Genomic DNA, 16,630 nt, shown 5'->3' with positions numbered 1-16,630 from the left:
CGACCATACGACATCGGTTTCCGCGGGCAATGAGTTGTCCACAGGCGTTGCCTCAGGGGCGATAGACCTTGATGATGTTGGTGCTTGAGCGGATCTGTTGGCACCTGTGTGAGGTTTCTCGATGGTGGACATCGCCGAAAACGGTCGTACCTGGCTCCTGTCGGGCCCCGGCAGCAGCTACGCGCTGCATCTGACGGAGGCCGACGAGCTGCTCCACCTGCATTGGGGGCCCAGGATCCAGCTCGCCGACGCCGAGCAGCTCAGTACTCGGGCGCTGCCCGAGTACTGGCCCTTCGAGTCCCCGCTCGACGGCCGTGAGGAGTACCCGGTCGAGGGCGGCCCCCGGTTCGTGCGCCCCGCGCTGTCCGTGCGCACCGAGGAGCGCCGAGGCACCGAGTGGGCCTTCGAGGCGTACGAGGTCGAGGAGGACGAGCTCCGGCTGCGCTTCACGGACGACGGCATCGGCATCACCCTCCACTACCGGATGCGCGGCGATGTCGTCGAACGCTGGGTGACCGTCGGCAACGGGGGGCACGCGCCCCTGGAGGTGCTGCGCGCCGACCCCGCCACCTGGACGCTGCCCGACCGCGAGGGCTGGCGGCTCTCCCAGCTGCACGGCCGCTGGGCGGCCGAGTCCCGGCTGGTCAGCGCCCCGCTGACCTACGGTGAGAAGGTCATCGGCAGCCGCCGCGGCCACACCGGCCACCAGCACCTGCCCTGGGTCGCCCTCGACATCGACGCCACCGAGGAGCGCGGCGAGGTCTGGGGCTGTGCCCTCGGCTGGTCCGGCTCCTGGCGGATCGCCGTCGCCCAACTCCCGGACGCACACGTCCAGATCACCGGCGGCGCCGGGTACGACGACTCGGGCCTGCTGATGCTGGCCGAGGGCGAGTCGTACACCAGCCCGGTCTTCGCGGCCCTGTGGACCGACGGCGGCTTCGGCGGGGCCAGCCGCGCCTGGCACGCCTACCAGCGGGCGTACATCATCCCGGACGCCGACCGCGACCGGCCGGTGCTGTTCAACTCCTGGGAGGCCACTACCTTCGACATCTCCGAGGAGCAGCAGGCCACCCTCGCCCGGCGGGCCGCCGCGATCGGCGTCGAGCTGTTCGTGGTGGACGACGGCTGGTTCGGCGCCCGCACCAGCGACCGCGCGGGCCTCGGCGACTGGACCCCCAACCCGGACCGCTTCCCGAAGGGCCTCAAGCCCCTCGCCGACTATGTGCACGCCCTCGGCATGCAGTTCGGTATCTGGGTCGAGCCCGAGATGGTCAACGCGGACAGCGACCTGTACCGCGCCCACCCCGACTGGGTCCAGTACCAGCAGGGACGGAAGCGGACGGAACTGCGCAACCAGCTCGTCCTCAACCTCGCCCGCGAGGACGTCCAGGAGTACCTCTGGCAGCAGCTCGACACCCTGCTGTCCAGCGCCCCGATCGACTACGTCAAGTGGGACTTCAACCGCTGCTTCACCGACGCGGGCTGGCCCGGTGAGCCCTACCCGCAGCGCCTGTGGGTCGACCACGTGCGCGGGCTGTACGCCCTGCTCGACCGGATCCGCGCGGCCCACCCGAACGTCGCCATCGAGTCCTGCTCCGGTGGTGGCGGCCGGATCGACCTCGGCATCATGAGCCGTACCGACGAGGTGTGGACCTCCGACAACACCGACCCGCTGGACCGGCTCGCCATCCAGCACGGCTTCAGCCAGATTCACCCCGCGCGGGTGATGTCCGCCTGGGTCACCGACAGCCCGAACCACCAGCTCAACGGCCGGGTCAGCTCGCTGCGTTTCCGGTTCGTCAGCTCCATGGCCGGTGCGCTCGGCGTCGGCGGCGACCTCTCGCAGTGGACCGAGGAGGAACTCGCCGAGGCCGGTCGCTGGGTAGAGCTCTACAAGGAGATCCGGCCACTGGTACAGCGCGGCGACCAGTTCCGGCTGCGGCCGCCGGCCGGCGGGCTCAGCGCGGTGCAGTACACCCTCGGCGACGAGACGGTCGTCCTCGCCTGGCTCCAGGCGCAGAGCTACGGCGAACCGGCGCCGGCGCTGCGGCTGCGGGGGCTCGACCCGACCGCGTCGTACGAATGCCGCGAAACGGGCGAAGTGCACCGAGGTGCCGTTCTGTTGCATCACGGGCTGCGTACCGGCCTGAAGGGCGACCTGGATGCGACGGTGCTCCGACTGCGCCGCATCTGAGTCATCTGTCCGAATTAGAGCCTTCACCCCCCTTCATTCCAACTCGCTCTGGAATAAAGGGGGGTAATGGGCGGGTGCGTGAGAAGCGTCATATTCGTGACCGTCCGTCGCGCGTCATGTTCACGTAATTATCGGTTTTCGCTGAGGAATTGATAAACGCGGGCCGGTGGAATTCACGGAGGGTGACCGTGATTTCCCGTAACGGATCAAGCGAAACTCGGACAGAGGGAACCAGTCGCTTGTCCGGGTACGTCTTGCTCGCTTACGTTCGCCACGCATCCGGACGGAACGCCGAATCCTGCCGCCGTCCGGACTCCCCACACACTCACCCGTGCCCGGCAGGAGCGGGGGACCCACCAGGTACGACCGCCTGTTCCGGTTCCCGGGACGGCTAGGGGTGTAGTCACGCATTCACGTGTGGCCGGGCAGCTCCAGCCCGAACCCGACAGCTCACCTCGCAGGCGCCGGAGAGGAATGCGCCATGCCCGCGAAGGGTAAGCACCGCCGTCCCAAGACCCAGCGAATCACCCGCTCGATGGCCGTCGCCGGAACCGGCGGCGCGGCGCTGGCGCTGCCGCTCATGGGGGCCACCGGTGCCCACGCGGCCACTGCGCAGTCCGTTCCCGAAAAGGCCGCGCAGTCGCTTCCGGGCGTCGAGAAGACGGCAATGAGGAAGACGGCGGCCGTGCGGAAGGCCGCCGCCGCGCATTCCGCGCACCGCACCTACACGGTGGTCCCCGGCGACTATCTCTCGAAGATCGCCCGCGACCAGAACGTCACCGGCGGCTGGTACCGGCTCTACGCCGACAACCGGCAGGCCGTCGGCGACAACCCCTCGCTGATCCACCCGGGTCTCAAGCTCACGCTCGGCGGCCGTCACGCCGCGACGACGGACGACAGCACGGACTCCGGCTACCGCTCCGAGGCGCGGTCCTCCGGCTCCTCTTCGTCCTCGCCGTCCTCTTCGTCCTCGCCATCCTCTTCGTCCGCGTCGTCCGCCGCGGACACGTCCGCGACGAACGCCTCCGGCTTCAGCCTCCCGGTCGTCGGCGCCACCGTCGGCACCGGCTACCACGTGGCCGGCGGCATGTGGTCCAGCGGCTACCACACGGGCGTCGACTTCGTCGTCCCGACCGGTACCCCGGTCAAGGCCGTCGGTGCCGGCACGGTCGTCACGGCCGGCTGGGGCGGCTCCTACGGCAACCAGGTCGTCATCCGGCTCGCCGACGGCTACTACGCGCAGTACGGCCACCTCTCCGCCCTCTCCGTCTCGGTCGGTCAGACCGTGGCCGCGGGCCAGCAGGTGGGCCTCTCCGGCGCGACCGGCAACGTGACCGGCCCGCACCTGCACTTCGAGATCCGCACCACCCCCGACTACGGCTCGGACGTGGACCCGGTCGCCTACCTCCGCTCCAAGGGCCTCGCCGTCGGCTGATCCGACGCCCCGCCGTCCTGACACACACTCCGAAGGCCGGACCCCCGATCCCCGGGTCCGGCCTTCGGCGCGTTGCGTTCTTGTGGCGGGAGCGCTCGGGGCATCGACAACGAAGGGGGTACGGCGGCACAGTGATCCCCTGGACTGCAAGCGCTTTCCATCCCTGCCCCTGACCTTGTGGCTGTCATGCCACTGTCACTGTCGCCCCGCCGGAAGGAATCCCGCGTATGACGACCACCCGCCGCGCCTTCGGAGCCCTGGCCGCCGGAGCCGCCCTCGCGGCCCTCGCTCCCGCCGCGTCCGCGAGCGCCGCGCCCCGGCACCGCCGGCTGCTCGCCCACGACGACTTCCGCCACGGCCTCGGCCAGTGGTTCGTCGAACTGGAACAGGGCGGTTCGGTCACCGCGTCGCACGGGATCCTGGAGGTCGACGTGCCCGCCGGCGCGACCGTCTGGTTCCGGCGCCGGCTCGAAGGGCCGTACGTCCTGGAGTACACCGCGACCCCGGTCTCGGCGGGCGGTCCCGACGACCGGGTCTCGGACCTCAACAACTTCTGGAACGCCACCGACGTCCGCTCCCCGGACGACCTGTTCGCCACCCCGCGCGGCGGCGCCCTCGCCGAGTACGACTACCTCACGACCTACTACGCCGGCTTCGGCGCCAACTACAACACCACCACCCGGCTGCGCCGCTACGTCGGCGAACCCGGCGTCCGGCCCCTGATCTACGACTACACCGAGCCGCTGCTCGTCGCGAACGAACCGAACCACGTCCGGATCGTCTCTGACGGCCCGACCGTGCAGTGGTGGAACAACGGCCGGCCGGTGTTCGACTACACCGACCCGGAGCCTTACACGGGTGGGCACTTCGCGTTCCGGACCACGTGGAGCCACTTCCGTGTCAGTGACTTCCGGGTCTGGGGATCAACCCGTCAACGTCCCTGATGGGAGCCTTATTCCAGGCTTGGCAAAGTATTTAAAAGTGTCTTATCTCACCGATCGTCAACCCCTTATTACGGTCGCGTAGGTCACACCTCAAGGGGAATCATGGCCCGACGTGGCAGACGATTCGAAGAGTGACATTGCATCAGTGATCGGGTCGTACGTGGCGGTGGGGGACAGCTTCACCGAGGGCGTCGGCGACCCCGGCCCCGACGGGGCGTTCGTCGGTTGGGCCGACCGGTTCGCGGTACTGCTGTCGGACCGGCAGCCCGAAGGCGACTTCAACTACACCAACCTCGCCGTGCGCGGCAAACTGCTCGACCAGATCGTGGCGGACCAGGTGCCGCAGGCCCTGGAACTCGCCCCGGACCTGGTCTCCTTCTGCGCGGGCGGCAACGACATCATCCGTCCCGGCACCGACCCCGACGAGGTGGCCGAGCGGTTCGAGCGGGCCGTGGCCCAACTGACCGAGGCCATCGGCACGGTGCTGGTGACCACCGGATTCGACACCCGGGGCGTGCCCGTCCTCAAGCATCTGCGCGGCAAGATCGCCACGTACAACGGGCATGTCCGGGCCATCGCCGACCGGTACGGCTGCCCGGTCCTCGACCTGTGGTCCCTCAAGACCGTGCAGGACCGGCGGGCCTGGGACGGCGACCGGCTGCACCTGTCCCCCGAAGGGCACACGCGGGTGGCGCTGCGCGCCGGCCAGGTGCTCGGCGTCGAGGTGCCGGCCGACCCGGACCAGCCGTGGCCCCCGCTGCCGCCCCGCGGCACCCTGGAGGTCCGCCGGGACGATGTGCACTGGGCCCGCGAGTACCTGGTCCCGTGGATCGGTCGGCGGCTGCGCGGCGAGTCGTCGGGTGACCATGTGACGGCCAAGGGGGCGCTCTCCCCGGACGACATCAAGATGCGGATCGCCTCCGTGGCTTGAGGAGGCGGCGCCGACGGGTAAGGGGTGGTCTCATTGCGGGCCGCCCCTTACTCGTGCTCGGGCAGTCCCAGTTCGCGCGCCAGCGCCTCGTCGACCCACTGCTGCGCCCGGGCCCGCGGTACGCCGCCCGGATACGACGTCAGCTGGACGGCGAGCCCGTCGAGCAGGGCGGTCAGGCGCAGTGCCGTGGCCGCGGGGTCCGGGCACCGGAACTCGCCCGCGGCCACCCCTTCGGCGATGACCTCGGTGAGCGCCGCCTTCCACTGCTGGTCCAGGCCCTTGGTGACGTCCCGCAGCGCGGGTTCGCGCAAGGCCACCGCCCAGCCCTCGATCCACAGCCGCCAGCCCTTGGCCTGCCCGGTCGGCGCGTACCAGCGCACTGCGGCCTGCAGTCGGCGCAGCGCCGACGTACGGCGGCCCAGCAGCTTGCCCAGATGCGCCAGATCGTCCTCGGCGGCATAGGTGAAGGCGGCGGCGACCAGCTTCTCCTTCGTCGAGAAGTGATACAGCACCAGCGCGTTGCTCACCCCGAGGGCCGAGGCCACATCGGCGATCCGCACCGCCGCCACGCCCCGCGCCTCGATCTGCTCGATGGCCGCCCGCAGCAGTTCCTCCCGCCGCTCGGCCACGCTCAACCGCACTCTCGCCACGCGGTCACCCTAATCGGTCGTCCCCCTGCCCGCGTCGCCGTCTCAGGCCAGCGGCAGCCGCATGAGCGTGAGGTCCAGCCAGCGGCCGAACTTGGTGCCCACCTCCCGGACCGTGCCGACGTGCTCGAAGCCGAACCGGTCGTGCAGCCGGATCGACGCGGCGTTCCCGGCCTCGATGCCGGCGATCATCACATGGTGGCCGGCCTCGCGCGCCGAGGCGATGAGCGGGCCGAGCAGCGCGGAGCCGATGCCGAGCCCGTGGCTGCCCTCGCGGACGTAGACGGAGTTCTCCACCGTGTGCCGGTAGCCGTCCAGCGCGCGCCAGGGGCCGTAGGTCGCGAACCCGGCCACCTCGCCCGGCGCGTCGGCGACTTCGGCCACGAGCGCCGATCCGCGCTCCAGGTGCGCGGCGAACCACACCGCGCCCTCGGCGGGGGACTGCGGGGTCTCCGTCCACAGGGCCGTGGAGTGCTCGATCGCGTGATTGCGGATCGCGCGGACGGCCTCCTGGTCCTCGGGACGGGCCGGGCGGACCGTCACCGCGCTTCTCTCGTATATTGGATTCATGTCCAACATAGTAGAACCATCGGCGGACCCGTTGGTGCGGCAGATCGCCGCCCGGGTCCGCACCGAGCGGGAGCGCCGCCGCTGGACGCTGGCGCAGCTCGCGGACGCCTCCGGTGTCTCCCCGGCGATGATCAGCCGGATCGAACGCGGCGAGAGCAGCCCCACCGCGGTCGTGCTCGGCAAGCTGTCCGCCGCCTTCCAGCTCAGCGTCGCCTCGCTGCTGGCCCTCGCCGAAGGCGCGCAGGGCGCGCAGGAGTCCGTGGCCGACACCCGGGGCGTGCGGCGCGGCGCCGACGCCGCCGAGTGGCGCGACCCCGGCACCGGCTACCGGCGCCGCCAGATCACCGGCCCGCGCTTCCCCGCGGAGATCGCCGAGATCCGGCTGCCCGCCGGAGCCCGGGTGCCGTACCCGGCCGCGGCCTTCGCCTTCGTACGCCAGCTCGTCTGGGTCCTCGACGGCCGGCTGACCTTCCACGACGGCGACACCGTCCACGAACTCGACGCCGGCGACACCATCGAACTCGGCGCACCCGCCGAGCGCGTCTTCGCCAACACCACCGACGCCGAATGCCGTTACGCCGTCGTCCTCACCCGCGACACCCAGCCGTGAGCCGGACGCTGCCCCGCGGCGGCACGCTCCTGCTGGCCGCCATAGCCGGCACGGCGATCGCGAACAACTACGCCGTGCAGCCCGCGCTCGCCGCCGTCGCCGCCGACCTGGACGTGCCGCTCTCCGTGATCGGCCTGGCGCCGACCGCCGCGCTCGCCGGCTGCATGACGGGCTTCGCCCTGCTGCTCCCGCTCACCGACCACCTCGCCCCCAGCCGCCTGGTCACCGCGCAGCTCACCGCCCTGGCCGCCGCCCTCGCGCTCGCCGCGACCGCGCGCGACGCGGTCGTGCTGCTGGCCGCCTACCTGCTCGTCGGCGCCGCCGCCAGTGTGGCCGCGCAGGCCGGCAACATCGCCGGCCGGCACGCCCGGCCGGGCCGCGGCGGAACCGGCGTCGCCCTGGTGGCCGCCGGCATGTCGGCCGGCATCCTGCTCAGCCGGATGGTGGGAGGCGCCCTCACCGACGCCCTCGGCTGGCGGCGGATGCTCCTCGTCTTCGCCGCCCTCGCGCTGCTCGGCGCGCTCGCCGCCGCCACGCTCCTGCCCCGGCGACGGCCGCACGCCGACCGCGGCTACCGCGCCACCCTGGCGGCCCTCCCGCCGCTGCTCCTGCACCAGCCGCGGCTGCGCCGCGCGGTGGCCACCGGAGCCCTCTGGTACTTCGCCTTCAACCTCGTGTGGATCGCCCTCGCCCTCGCCCTGGCCCAGCCGCCGCACTCGCTCGGCCCGACCGCCATCGGCCTCTACAGCCTGGCCGGGCTCCTCGGCTTCGCCGCGCTCCCGCTCAGCGGCCGCCTCACCGACCGGTACGGCCCGCGTACGGTGATCACCGTCGCCCTGCTTGCCGCCGCGGCCGGTACCGCCCTGCTGGCCACCGGCCTGGACACCCCCTGGCGCACCGCCCTCGGGCTCGCCCTCTTCGACGCCGGCTGCTTCGCCGCCCAGGCCGCGAACCAGAGCCGTGTCATCGCCCTCGACCCCGCCCGCTCCGGCAGCCTCAGCAGCGTCTACCTCGTGGTGTACTTCACGATCGGCGCCCTGGGCACGGCCGTCGCCGCACCCCTGCTCGACACCCTCGGCTGGCAGGGCACCGGCCTCACGGCCCTGGGCGCGCTGCTTCTCGCCGCGGCCCTGGGGCGCCGCTGACCCGTCACCGGTACCAGCCGAACCGTTCCGCGATCACCGGCAGCCGGTCGGTCACCAGGGCGTGGGCGGCGGCCCGCGGGGTCGTGCCGTCGGACTCCGCGCGGTCCAGCATCAGCTCCACCAGGGCCCGCATCGAACGCCGGGTGTGGGCGAACGCCTCGTCCGCGTCCGGGCCGATGTCGCCGAACAGGGTCCACCACCACCAGGCGTTGGTCCCCGAGTTGACCACCACGTCAGGCAGCACGGTCACCCCCCGCGCGGCGAGCCGCTCCTCCGCCTCCGGCAGTACGGGCATGTTCGCCGCCTCCACGATCCAGCGGGCGGTGACCCGGTGCTCGTTGGCCGCGTCGATCGCGTACGAGACCGCCGCCGGCACCAGCACCTCCGCGTCCGCGGACAGCCAGGCGTCGCCCGGCAGCTCCAGATCGCCGGGACGCAGCACCGCGCGGTCGACGGTGCCGTACGCGTCCCGCGCGCGCAGCAGTGCTTCCACGTCCAGGCCCGCAGGGTTGGCGATCGTGCCCTTGACGTCGGCGACGGCCACCACCGTGAGCCGCGCGCGGGTGAGGAACCGCGCCGTGGCCCCGCCCATCGTGCCCAGGCCCTGCACCGCGACCCGCGTCCCCGCGTACGGCACCCCGGCCCGGTCCAGCGCCGCCAGCGCCGACTCGGCGACCCCGCAGCCGCCCGCCAGCTCGTCGAGCCCGATGCCGTCCACCTCGACCGCGAAGGCGTCCGCCAGCCGCCGCCGGGCCGCGGCCTCGTCGTCCAGCAGCGGGTACACGGCCTGGATCGAGGAGACAAGACCCGCCTCGGCGGCCGCCCGGTCCACCAGGTCCTGGGTGAGTCCGAGGTCCTCGCCGGTGGTCCAGAAGCTCTCGATGTGCGGCCGCATGGCCCGCAGGTAGCGGACCAGCAGGGCGTACGACCCCGGGTCCTGCGGATCACAGTCGATGCCGCCCTTGGCGCCGCCCAGGGGGACGTAGCGGCCCTCGGGGTTGTAGTGCAGGGCCTCTTTCATCGTCATGCCGCGCGCGAGCCCGGTGACCTCCTCCAGGGTGCAGCCCGGCCGCATCCGCAGACCGCCGCTGGCCACGCCCCGCACCAGCCGGTCGACGACCAGGAAACCCCGGCGGCCGGTGACGTGGTCGGTCCAGACGAGGGACATCAGGGGAGCGGTCATGGAGTTTCCTCGCAGGAAGGCGCTGAGCGGGCGGCGAGCCGCTTCTTACTGAACAGTGGGTCAGTATCGGGAGGTGGGCGGTCCGGTGTCAACGCCGATTGTCGGAGGAGCCGACCATAATGGAGGACCTCAGCTACACCACTGGAGGTACCGTGACCGGTTCGAGTTCCCTGAGCTCCGGGCTCCGTGCGCTGCGGCCCGCCGCCTTCGGCGCGGACCCCGGCGGCGAGCGCCTGGCCCGCATCCAGGGCTCACCGCACTTCAAGGACGGTGTCTTCCAGAACCCGGGCGGTACCGCCCGGACCCGCCCCTCCGGTTCGATGCTCGAGTTCGCGAAGACCTACTTCGAGAAGGAGCAGCGCGCCCGCCGCGCCCCCCGGGGCACCGTCCCGGTGCACGCCACCACGCTCGCCGACCTCGCCAGGCCCGCCGTCGGCGGCCTGCGGCTGACGTGGACGGGCCACTCCAGCGTGCTCGCCGAGATCGACGGGCACCGCGTCCTGTTCGACCCCGTCTGGGGCGAGCGCTGCTCGCCGTTCCCGTTCGCCGGGCCCAAGCGGCTGCACCCGGTGCCGCTGCCGATCGCCGCGCTCGGCAAGGTCGACGTCGTGGTCATCTCGCACGACCACTACGACCACCTCGACCTGCCCACCATCAAGGCGCTGGCCGGCACGGACACCCTGTTCGCCGTGCCGCTCGGCGTCGGCGCCCATCTCGAACACTGGGGTGTCTCCGCCGACCGGCTGCGCGAGCTGGACTGGCACGAGGAGACCAGGATCGGCGGACTCACCCTGACGGCCACCCCCGCCCGGCACTTCTGCGGCCGCGGGCTGCGCAACACCCAGCACACCCTGTGGGCGTCCTGGGTCGTCGCCGGCGAGGAGCACCGGATCTACCACAGCGGTGACACCGGGTACTTCGACGGCTTCAAGGACATCGGCGCCGACCACGGCCCGTTCGACGCGACGATGATCCAGATCGGGGCGTACAGCGAGTACTGGCCCGACATACACATGACGCCCGAGGAGGGTGTGCGCGCCCACCTGGACCTCCAGGGCGGTGGCCCGCACGGCGTCCTGCTGCCGATCCACTGGGGCACGTTCAACCTCGCCCCGCACGCCTGGGCCGAACCGGGGGAGTGGACGAAGGACGCCGGGGACGCGGTGGGCCAGACGGTCGCGCTGCCGCGCCCCGGGGAGCCCTTCGAACCCTCCGGGAAGCCGCCCGTCGACCCGTGGTGGCGCGAGGTGTCGGCGCCGATCGCCCGGCCCTGGCGCCGCGCCCTGCAGCCGCGCGGCGAGGCCGGACCGGGCGACCTCGACCTGCCCGGCGACACGGTGGCACCGGACGCGGACGATCTTGTGAAGTAGTTGCGCCACCGTTGTGGCGGTGGCGTGAAAAAGGCGCGCATGCCCCTGCACAACCTGGGCAGGGGCATGGGCATGAGCCATGCACATATGCCAACCCCCGCCTTCTTACCTGGACTTGAGCTGTCCCGGCGCTTCTACACCGAGGCCGTGCGCCCGCTGCTGGAGGAGGCCGCCCCCGGAATACCCCACACGGCGGCCCGTATCGGCCCGGGCTCCGAAGTCCTCGGTTACGACACCGAACGCTCCGCCGACCACGAATGGGGCCCACGCCTCCAGCTCTTCCTCCACCCCCACGATGTGCCGCGCCACGCCGCCCGCATCAGACATGTGCTCGCCCAACACCTCCCGAAGACCTTCCACGGCTGGCCCACCCACTTCGCCGCCACCAAGGACCGGGACATCCGGGTCATGCAGGTCACCGACGGTCCCGTGCACCACCGTGTCGAGGTGACCGCCGTGTCGCCCTGGTTCCGGGCCGCCCTCGGCTTCGACCCGGCCTCGGGAGTCTCCCCGGCGCACTGGCTCGCCACCCCCACCCAGCTGCTCGCCGAGGCCACGGCCGGCGCCGTGTTCCACGACGGACTCCGCACGCTCACCCCGGCCCGGGCCGCGCTGCGCTGGTACCCCCACGACCTCTGGCTCCATGTCCTCGCCTGCCAGTGGCGGCGCATCGCCCAGGAGGAGGCCTTCGTCGGCCGCTGCGGCGAGGTCGGCGACGAACTGGGCTCCGCCGTCGAGGCCGCCCGCCTGGTCCGCGACCTCATGCGGCTCTGCCTGCTCATGGACCGGCGCTATCCGCCGTACGGCAAATGGCTCGGCAGCGCCTTCGCCCGCACTCCAGCGGCCCCTCGGCTCACCCCCGAGCTCACCGCCGTGTTCGCCGCCACGGACTGGCCCACCCGTGAGGGGCACCTGGCCCATGCCTACGAGATCGTCGCCCACCTGCACAACGAACTGGAGCTCACCGACCGGGTGGACCCCGGCACCCGCCCCTACCACTCCAGGCCGTTCCGCGTCCTGCGTGCCGATCGTTTCACCCGGGCCCTCATCGCCCGCATCAAGGACCCGGACATACGGGAGCTGCGGACGGCCGGGGCGGTGGACCAGTTCATCGACAGCACCGACGTCCTGAGCCGCCCGGCCCTGGCCGGGGCCGCGACCGACGCGGTGACGGGCGTCGACACCCAGCGAAGTCACCGTGAGTGATGTTCTGGGGGGTGATGGCAGGGGTATGGGGGCCGTGCGGGCGTGCTGCCGGGGCGGCCGAGGGCGCACGGGCGGGCGCTCGGTGCGCGGACGGGGAGCGTGGGGCGCCCCGGTCCTCATGTCCTGCGTGTGACCTTTTTTGAGCAGGTCGGATCGGTTGCCGCCTGTTCGGGGGCGAGGCGTCGAGGGGGTTATCGGTCTTTCGTGCGACGGCTCATACCAGAGCGGGTTCCTCTCCGGGGGACTTTGTCAACTGCCCACCGCACATGATGTGTCGGCGACTACTGTGAGTGTCCGTCGGACGGCGCGGGGCCGAATTCTTTTGCGGTCTCCTCGTCCGGCATCGCGATGGCGCATGCCCACCTCGCGCGCCCCGCGCGAGGAATCAGGCCCGACGGACCAGTACGAGGACGCAGATGTCTCACCTCCGTGCACCGGCCGCCCGCGCCGACCGCCGTGAGGGCGGCCGGCACGGACGTCCGGTCGCCCGACCCGTTCCCGCGCTGCCCGAGACCCACATACGGCCTCAGCTGATGCGTCTCGCCGTGCTGCCGCCGGTCGCGGTGGCGCTCAGCGGCTGCGCGGCCGTCCTGTTCACCGTCCGCTCCACCGGGGCGCGGCCCGGTCTCACCCTGCTGGCCGTGCTGGCCGGGGCGGTCTCGGTGACGGCCGCGGCCGTCGTGATCGCCGCCGTGGCCGCGGGCCGCGCCGCCCGCTCGGTCAGCGACCGCCTCGGCACCCTGCGCCGCAACGCCGCCCGCGGCGAGGCCGACCTGCTGGCCCTCGTCGACGCGCTGCGCCGCGGCGAGACCCCGCCGCACCGCACCCCGCGCGGCGGACCGCCCGAGGACGCCGACGACTTCGAACTGCTCGCCGCCGACCTGTCCCGCGCGCACGACGGCGCCGTCACCGCCGTCGTGCAGGCGGCCCAGCTCTCCAGCCAGGCCGGCAGCGAACAGAAGCTGGAGGTCTTCGTCAACCTGGCACGGCGGCTTCAGTCCCTCGTGCACCGGGAGATCTCGATCCTCGACGACCTGGAGAACGAGATCGAGGACCCGGACCTCCTCAAGGGCCTCTTCCACGTCGACCACCTGGCCACCCGCATCCGGCGGCACGCCGAGAACCTCGCCGTGCTCGGCGGCGCCGTCTCCCGGCGGCAGTGGAGCAACCCCGTCTCCATGACCGAGGTGCTGCGCTCCGCCATCGCCGAGGTCGAGCAGTACTCCCGGGTCAAGCTCGTCCCGCCGATCGACGGCGAACTGCGCGGCCACGCCGTCGCCGACGTCATCCACCTGCTCGCCGAACTCGTCGAGAACGCCACCGTGTTCTCCGCCCCGCACACCCAGGTGCTGCTCCGTGCCAACCTCGTCACCTCCGGCCTCGCGGTCGAGGTCGAGGACCGCGGACTCGGCATGCCCGTCGGCGAACAGTCCAGGATGAACGCCCTGCTCGCCGACCCCGACCAGGTCAACGTCGCCAGCCTGCTGGCCGACGGCCGCATCGGCCTCTTCGTCGTCTCCCAGCTCGCCCGCCGCCACGGCATCAACGTCCGCCTCCAGAGCAACATCTACGGCGGTGTCCAGGCCGTCCTCGTCGTCCCGCAGGGCCTGCTGGGTACGACACCGGGCTCACCCGGGGCCGTACCGCAGCCGCGTGACCCGGGGGCCGGAGGCGCCGTGCCGGGGGTACCGGGCGGTGCGCCGGGAGGCGGAGCCGCGCGGCCGTCCGACGGCACCGGTCCGGTGGAGGTCGTTCGCGGCACCGCCGGGCCGAACACCGGGGGCGCCGGGGGCCGGACGGCCGCCGCGGGCGGTGCAGGCAGTGCGGGCGGTGGGCCCACGGGTCGGCGGCCCGAGCCGCCCGAGGACCCGACCACGACCCCTGTCGGCGGGCGGCGTCGGCGCGCGCAGCAGGGGGGTGCGGGCGCCCCCACACCGCTGCCGGTACGCGGCTCCCAGGAGAGCCGGCCCAACCCCGCCGAGGCGCTGCCCGGCATCCGGCCCGAGGACCGGCCCGTGGTGGCCGAGCACGCGGGCACCGCGCCCGTCCCGCGCGTCGGCGCCGTGCGCGGCACCATGGGCAAACCCCAACTGCCGCGCCGCCGTGCCCAGGAACACATCGTCCCCCAGCTCCGCGGCGGTCCCGCGCCCCGCCAGGACAACGAGAACCCGGCCGGACACGACCCCGGCCTCATGGCCGCCTTCCAGCGAGGCATCGGTCTCGCCGAGGCCCAGCAGCACCTGGAGGCCACCCAGGGGGAGCCCGCGGTCGCCGACGGGACGGGCGGCGGGGCGCAGGGAGACTTCCTCCGCACCGGTCCCACCGACATGGGCTTTGCCGACATGGGCGCGGACGACATGAGCACGGCGGCCGGCCTGAGAAGCGAAGCGGCGACCAGCACGTCCCACGCCACACATGCCGACGCCACACACATGGAGACCGCACACATGGGGGCGACCCCTAGAGATCCCGCCCATGTGGATGCCGGGCACATGGCTCCGGAGCACACCACCCCGAACCACAGCGCCTTGGGCCAGAGCGTGCTGGACCAGTCGGCCGGGGAACCCATGGGACCAGAACACACGGGCGGCCCGGACCACATGGGCCCGGACTACACGGGCCGGGCATACACGGGCCCGGAGTACGTGGGCGCGGGCTACACGGGTTCGGCACACAACGTCCCGGATCACTCGCTCCCGAACCACCTGCCCGGGGACCACGCGGCCCCGGAGTACCTCGCCGGAGACCACATGGCCCCGGCACCCCAGAGCCGAAGCCACCGCGACCCGGCCGACCCCCGGTCAGCGTCCCGACCCCAGCCCCAGCCACACTCCCCGACCCTGCGCCCGGTGCACACCTCCGACTTCACCGCCCGGCCCGACGGGAGCGCACCGGCCGGATGACCAGCACCGTGTTCACCCTCACCCCCAGCGCTCCCGCAGACCTTCGTACCCCAAGGAGTCGATCCACCATGGCGAGCGATGCGCCGACCGCCCAGGTATCCGACCTCGACTGGCTGATGAGCGGCCTAGTGCAGCGCGTACCGCACACCACCAGCGCGGTGCTCCTGTCCTGCGACGGACTGGTGAAGTCCGTCCACGGCCTCGACCCGGACAGCGCCGACCACATGGCGGCGCTCGCCTCCGGCCTCTACTCGCTCGGCCGCAGCGCGGGCGTCCGGTTCGGCGACGGCGGGGACGTCCGCCAGGTCGTCGTCGAACTCGACTCGACGCTGCTGTTCGTCACCACCGCCGGCTCCGGCACCTGCCTCGCCGTCATGGCCGGCCGCGAGGCCGACGCCGCCGTCCTCGGCTACGAGATGGCGATGCTGGTCAAGAGCGTCCGCCCGTACCTCGTCACCGCGCCCCGGCAGCACGCCGTCGAACCCACGGCGATGAGGCCTTGAGGGTGGCGGCAGCCGGCGACGGGCCGTGGCTCGACGACGCGGCCGGACGCCTCGTGCGCCCGTTCACGGTCAGCAATGGCCGTACCGAGCCCAGCATCGCCCTCGACCTGATGTCGCAGGTGATGGCTACCGGGGCCACCCCGCTCGGCTACCTCGGCCCCGAGCACGCGCAGGCGCTCGACCTGTGCCGCGCGCCCGTCCCGGTCGCCGAGGTCGCCGCGCACCTCGAACTGCCCGCCGTGGTCACCAAGGTGCTGCTCTCCGACCTCGTCGACTGCGGGGCGCTGACCGCCAAGCCCCCCGCCTTCCACCACAACCCCACGGACCGGTCCCTACTGGAGGCAGTGCTCGATGGACTACGACGACAGCTCTGACCCCTTCCCCACCGCGCTGAAAATCCTGGTGGCCGGTGGGTTCGGGGTCGGCAAGACCACCTTCGTGGGCGCGGTCAGCGAGATCGCGCCGCTGTCCACGGAGGAACTCCTCACCACGGTCAGCGCCGCGACCGACAGTCTCGACGGCGTCGAGAACAAGGTCGAGACGACCGTGGCGATGGACTTCGGCCGCATCACCCTGGACGCGGAACACGTGCTCTACCTGTTCGGCACGCCCGGGCAGGAGCGATTCTGGTTCATGTGGGACGAGCTGTCCGAAGGCGCGCTCGGCGCGGTCATCCTCGCCGACACCCGCCGCCTGGAGGACTGCTTCGCGGCCGTCGACTTCTTCGAGGAGCGCGGCCTCGGCTTCATCGTCGCCATCAACGAGTTCGACGGCTCCTTCCGCTACGACCCCGAGGAGGTGCGCGCCGCCATCGACCTCGACCCGGAGATCCCGGTCGTCCGCTGCGACGCCCGGATCTCCAGCTCCGGCGTCCAGACCCTGCTCACCCTCGTCCGCCATCTCATCGCCCACGCTCCGGTCTCCGCGCCGAGCCACGGCGCCCACATGTGATCCCCACACACCCCTCACGGAGCCCGTATATGACCCAC

15 protein-coding genes and 1 riboswitch are annotated in these 16,630 nt (G+C 72.3%); of the genes, 12 read left to right on the top strand and 3 right to left on the bottom strand.

Translation table 11 applies throughout. The features are described 5' to 3' along the window. Positions 1 to 121 precede the first annotated feature (121 nt). From ACFZDK_RS46455 to ACFZDK_RS46440, 4 genes are all read left to right on the top strand, one after another. Positions 122 to 2,194: an alpha-galactosidase gene (locus tag ACFZDK_RS46455; RefSeq protein WP_390982733.1), complete on the top strand. Its 2,073-nt coding sequence runs from the start codon at positions 122 to 124 to the stop codon at positions 2,192 to 2,194. A 316-nt stretch (positions 2,195 to 2,510) separates the two neighbouring features. Then, positions 2,511 to 2,671, top strand: a riboswitch (cyclic di-AMP (ydaO/yuaA leader). A gap of 4 nt (positions 2,672 to 2,675) precedes the next feature. Continuing rightward, the gene (locus ACFZDK_RS46450; protein WP_390982731.1) at positions 2,676 to 3,629 is read left to right on the top strand and encodes a peptidoglycan DD-metalloendopeptidase family protein; all 954 of its coding nucleotides are present in this window, start codon (positions 2,676 to 2,678) and stop codon (positions 3,627 to 3,629) included. A gap of 227 nt (positions 3,630 to 3,856) precedes the next feature. Next, a complete protein-coding gene (locus ACFZDK_RS46445; RefSeq protein WP_390982728.1) occupies positions 3,857 to 4,573 on the top strand; it encodes a DUF6250 domain-containing protein in 717 nt (238 codons plus the stop codon). A 145-nt stretch (positions 4,574 to 4,718) separates the two neighbouring features. Continuing rightward, the gene (locus ACFZDK_RS46440; protein ID WP_390982726.1) at positions 4,719 to 5,504 is read left to right on the top strand and encodes a GDSL-type esterase/lipase family protein; all 786 of its coding nucleotides are present in this window, start codon (positions 4,719 to 4,721) and stop codon (positions 5,502 to 5,504) included. 47 nt (positions 5,505 to 5,551) lie between these two features. Here ACFZDK_RS46440 and ACFZDK_RS46435 read toward each other — a convergent pair whose 3' ends face one another. Together ACFZDK_RS46435 and ACFZDK_RS46430 are read right to left on the bottom strand one after the other, a co-directional pair. Beyond that, complete coding sequence (locus tag ACFZDK_RS46435; RefSeq protein WP_390982723.1) at positions 5,552 to 6,154, bottom strand: TetR family transcriptional regulator C-terminal domain-containing protein; 603 nt, start codon at positions 6,152 to 6,154, stop codon at positions 5,552 to 5,554. A 42-nt stretch (positions 6,155 to 6,196) separates the two neighbouring features. After that, positions 6,197 to 6,721, bottom strand: coding sequence for a GNAT family N-acetyltransferase (locus ACFZDK_RS46430; protein WP_390982720.1), 525 nt, complete (start codon positions 6,719 to 6,721; stop codon positions 6,197 to 6,199). On the opposite strand from ACFZDK_RS46430, the gene ACFZDK_RS46425 reads away from it, so the two are divergent. Then, on the top strand, positions 6,720 to 7,331 hold the full coding sequence (locus ACFZDK_RS46425) for a helix-turn-helix domain-containing protein (RefSeq protein WP_390982717.1): 612 nt from the start codon (positions 6,720 to 6,722) through the stop codon (positions 7,329 to 7,331). The two genes, ACFZDK_RS46430 and ACFZDK_RS46425, sit on opposite strands and share 2 nt — an antisense overlap. Next, complete coding sequence (locus ACFZDK_RS46420; RefSeq protein ID WP_390982715.1) at positions 7,328 to 8,476, top strand: MFS transporter; 1,149 nt, start codon at positions 7,328 to 7,330, stop codon at positions 8,474 to 8,476. The genes ACFZDK_RS46425 and ACFZDK_RS46420 overlap by 4 nt, the downstream gene beginning before the upstream one ends. A gap of 4 nt (positions 8,477 to 8,480) precedes the next feature. On the opposite strand, the gene ACFZDK_RS46415 is transcribed toward ACFZDK_RS46420, so the two are convergent. After that, positions 8,481 to 9,659: a Glu/Leu/Phe/Val dehydrogenase dimerization domain-containing protein gene (locus tag ACFZDK_RS46415; protein ID WP_390982712.1), complete on the bottom strand. Its 1,179-nt coding sequence runs from the start codon at positions 9,657 to 9,659 to the stop codon at positions 8,481 to 8,483. Between the two features lie 119 nt (positions 9,660 to 9,778). Between ACFZDK_RS46415 and ACFZDK_RS46410 the strand changes: the two genes are divergently transcribed. From ACFZDK_RS46410 to ACFZDK_RS46385, 6 genes are all read left to right on the top strand, one after another. After that, positions 9,779 to 11,029 (top strand): MBL fold metallo-hydrolase, encoded by a 1,251-nt coding sequence (locus tag ACFZDK_RS46410; RefSeq protein WP_390982710.1) that lies wholly within the window; start codon positions 9,779 to 9,781, stop codon positions 11,027 to 11,029. Between the two features lie 87 nt (positions 11,030 to 11,116). After that, positions 11,117 to 12,235 carry a DUF4037 domain-containing protein gene (locus tag ACFZDK_RS46405; RefSeq protein ID WP_390982944.1) on the top strand — a complete coding sequence of 373 codons (1,119 nt, stop codon included), beginning with the start codon at positions 11,117 to 11,119 and terminating at the stop codon, positions 12,233 to 12,235. Between the two features lie 416 nt (positions 12,236 to 12,651). Continuing rightward, entirely contained in the window at positions 12,652 to 15,138 is a 2,487-nt protein-coding gene (locus tag ACFZDK_RS46400; protein WP_390982707.1) for an ATP-binding protein, read from the top strand. A gap of 68 nt (positions 15,139 to 15,206) precedes the next feature. After that, positions 15,207 to 15,641: a roadblock/LC7 domain-containing protein gene (locus ACFZDK_RS46395; RefSeq protein WP_355714767.1), complete on the top strand. Its 435-nt coding sequence runs from the start codon at positions 15,207 to 15,209 to the stop codon at positions 15,639 to 15,641. A 2-nt stretch (positions 15,642 to 15,643) separates the two neighbouring features. After that, the gene (locus tag ACFZDK_RS46390) at positions 15,644 to 16,015 is read left to right on the top strand and encodes a DUF742 domain-containing protein (protein ID WP_390982704.1); all 372 of its coding nucleotides are present in this window, start codon (positions 15,644 to 15,646) and stop codon (positions 16,013 to 16,015) included. Then, entirely contained in the window at positions 15,993 to 16,592 is a 600-nt protein-coding gene (locus ACFZDK_RS46385) for an ATP/GTP-binding protein (protein WP_390982701.1), read from the top strand. Before ACFZDK_RS46390 ends, ACFZDK_RS46385 begins: the two co-directional genes overlap by 23 nt. Positions 16,593 to 16,630 lie beyond the last annotated feature (38 nt).

The organism is Streptomyces sp. NPDC007901, assembly GCF_042959465.1.
GTDB lineage: Bacteria > Actinomycetota > Actinomycetes > Streptomycetales > Streptomycetaceae > Streptomyces.
This window is presented reverse-complemented; position numbering and strand designations above follow the sequence as displayed.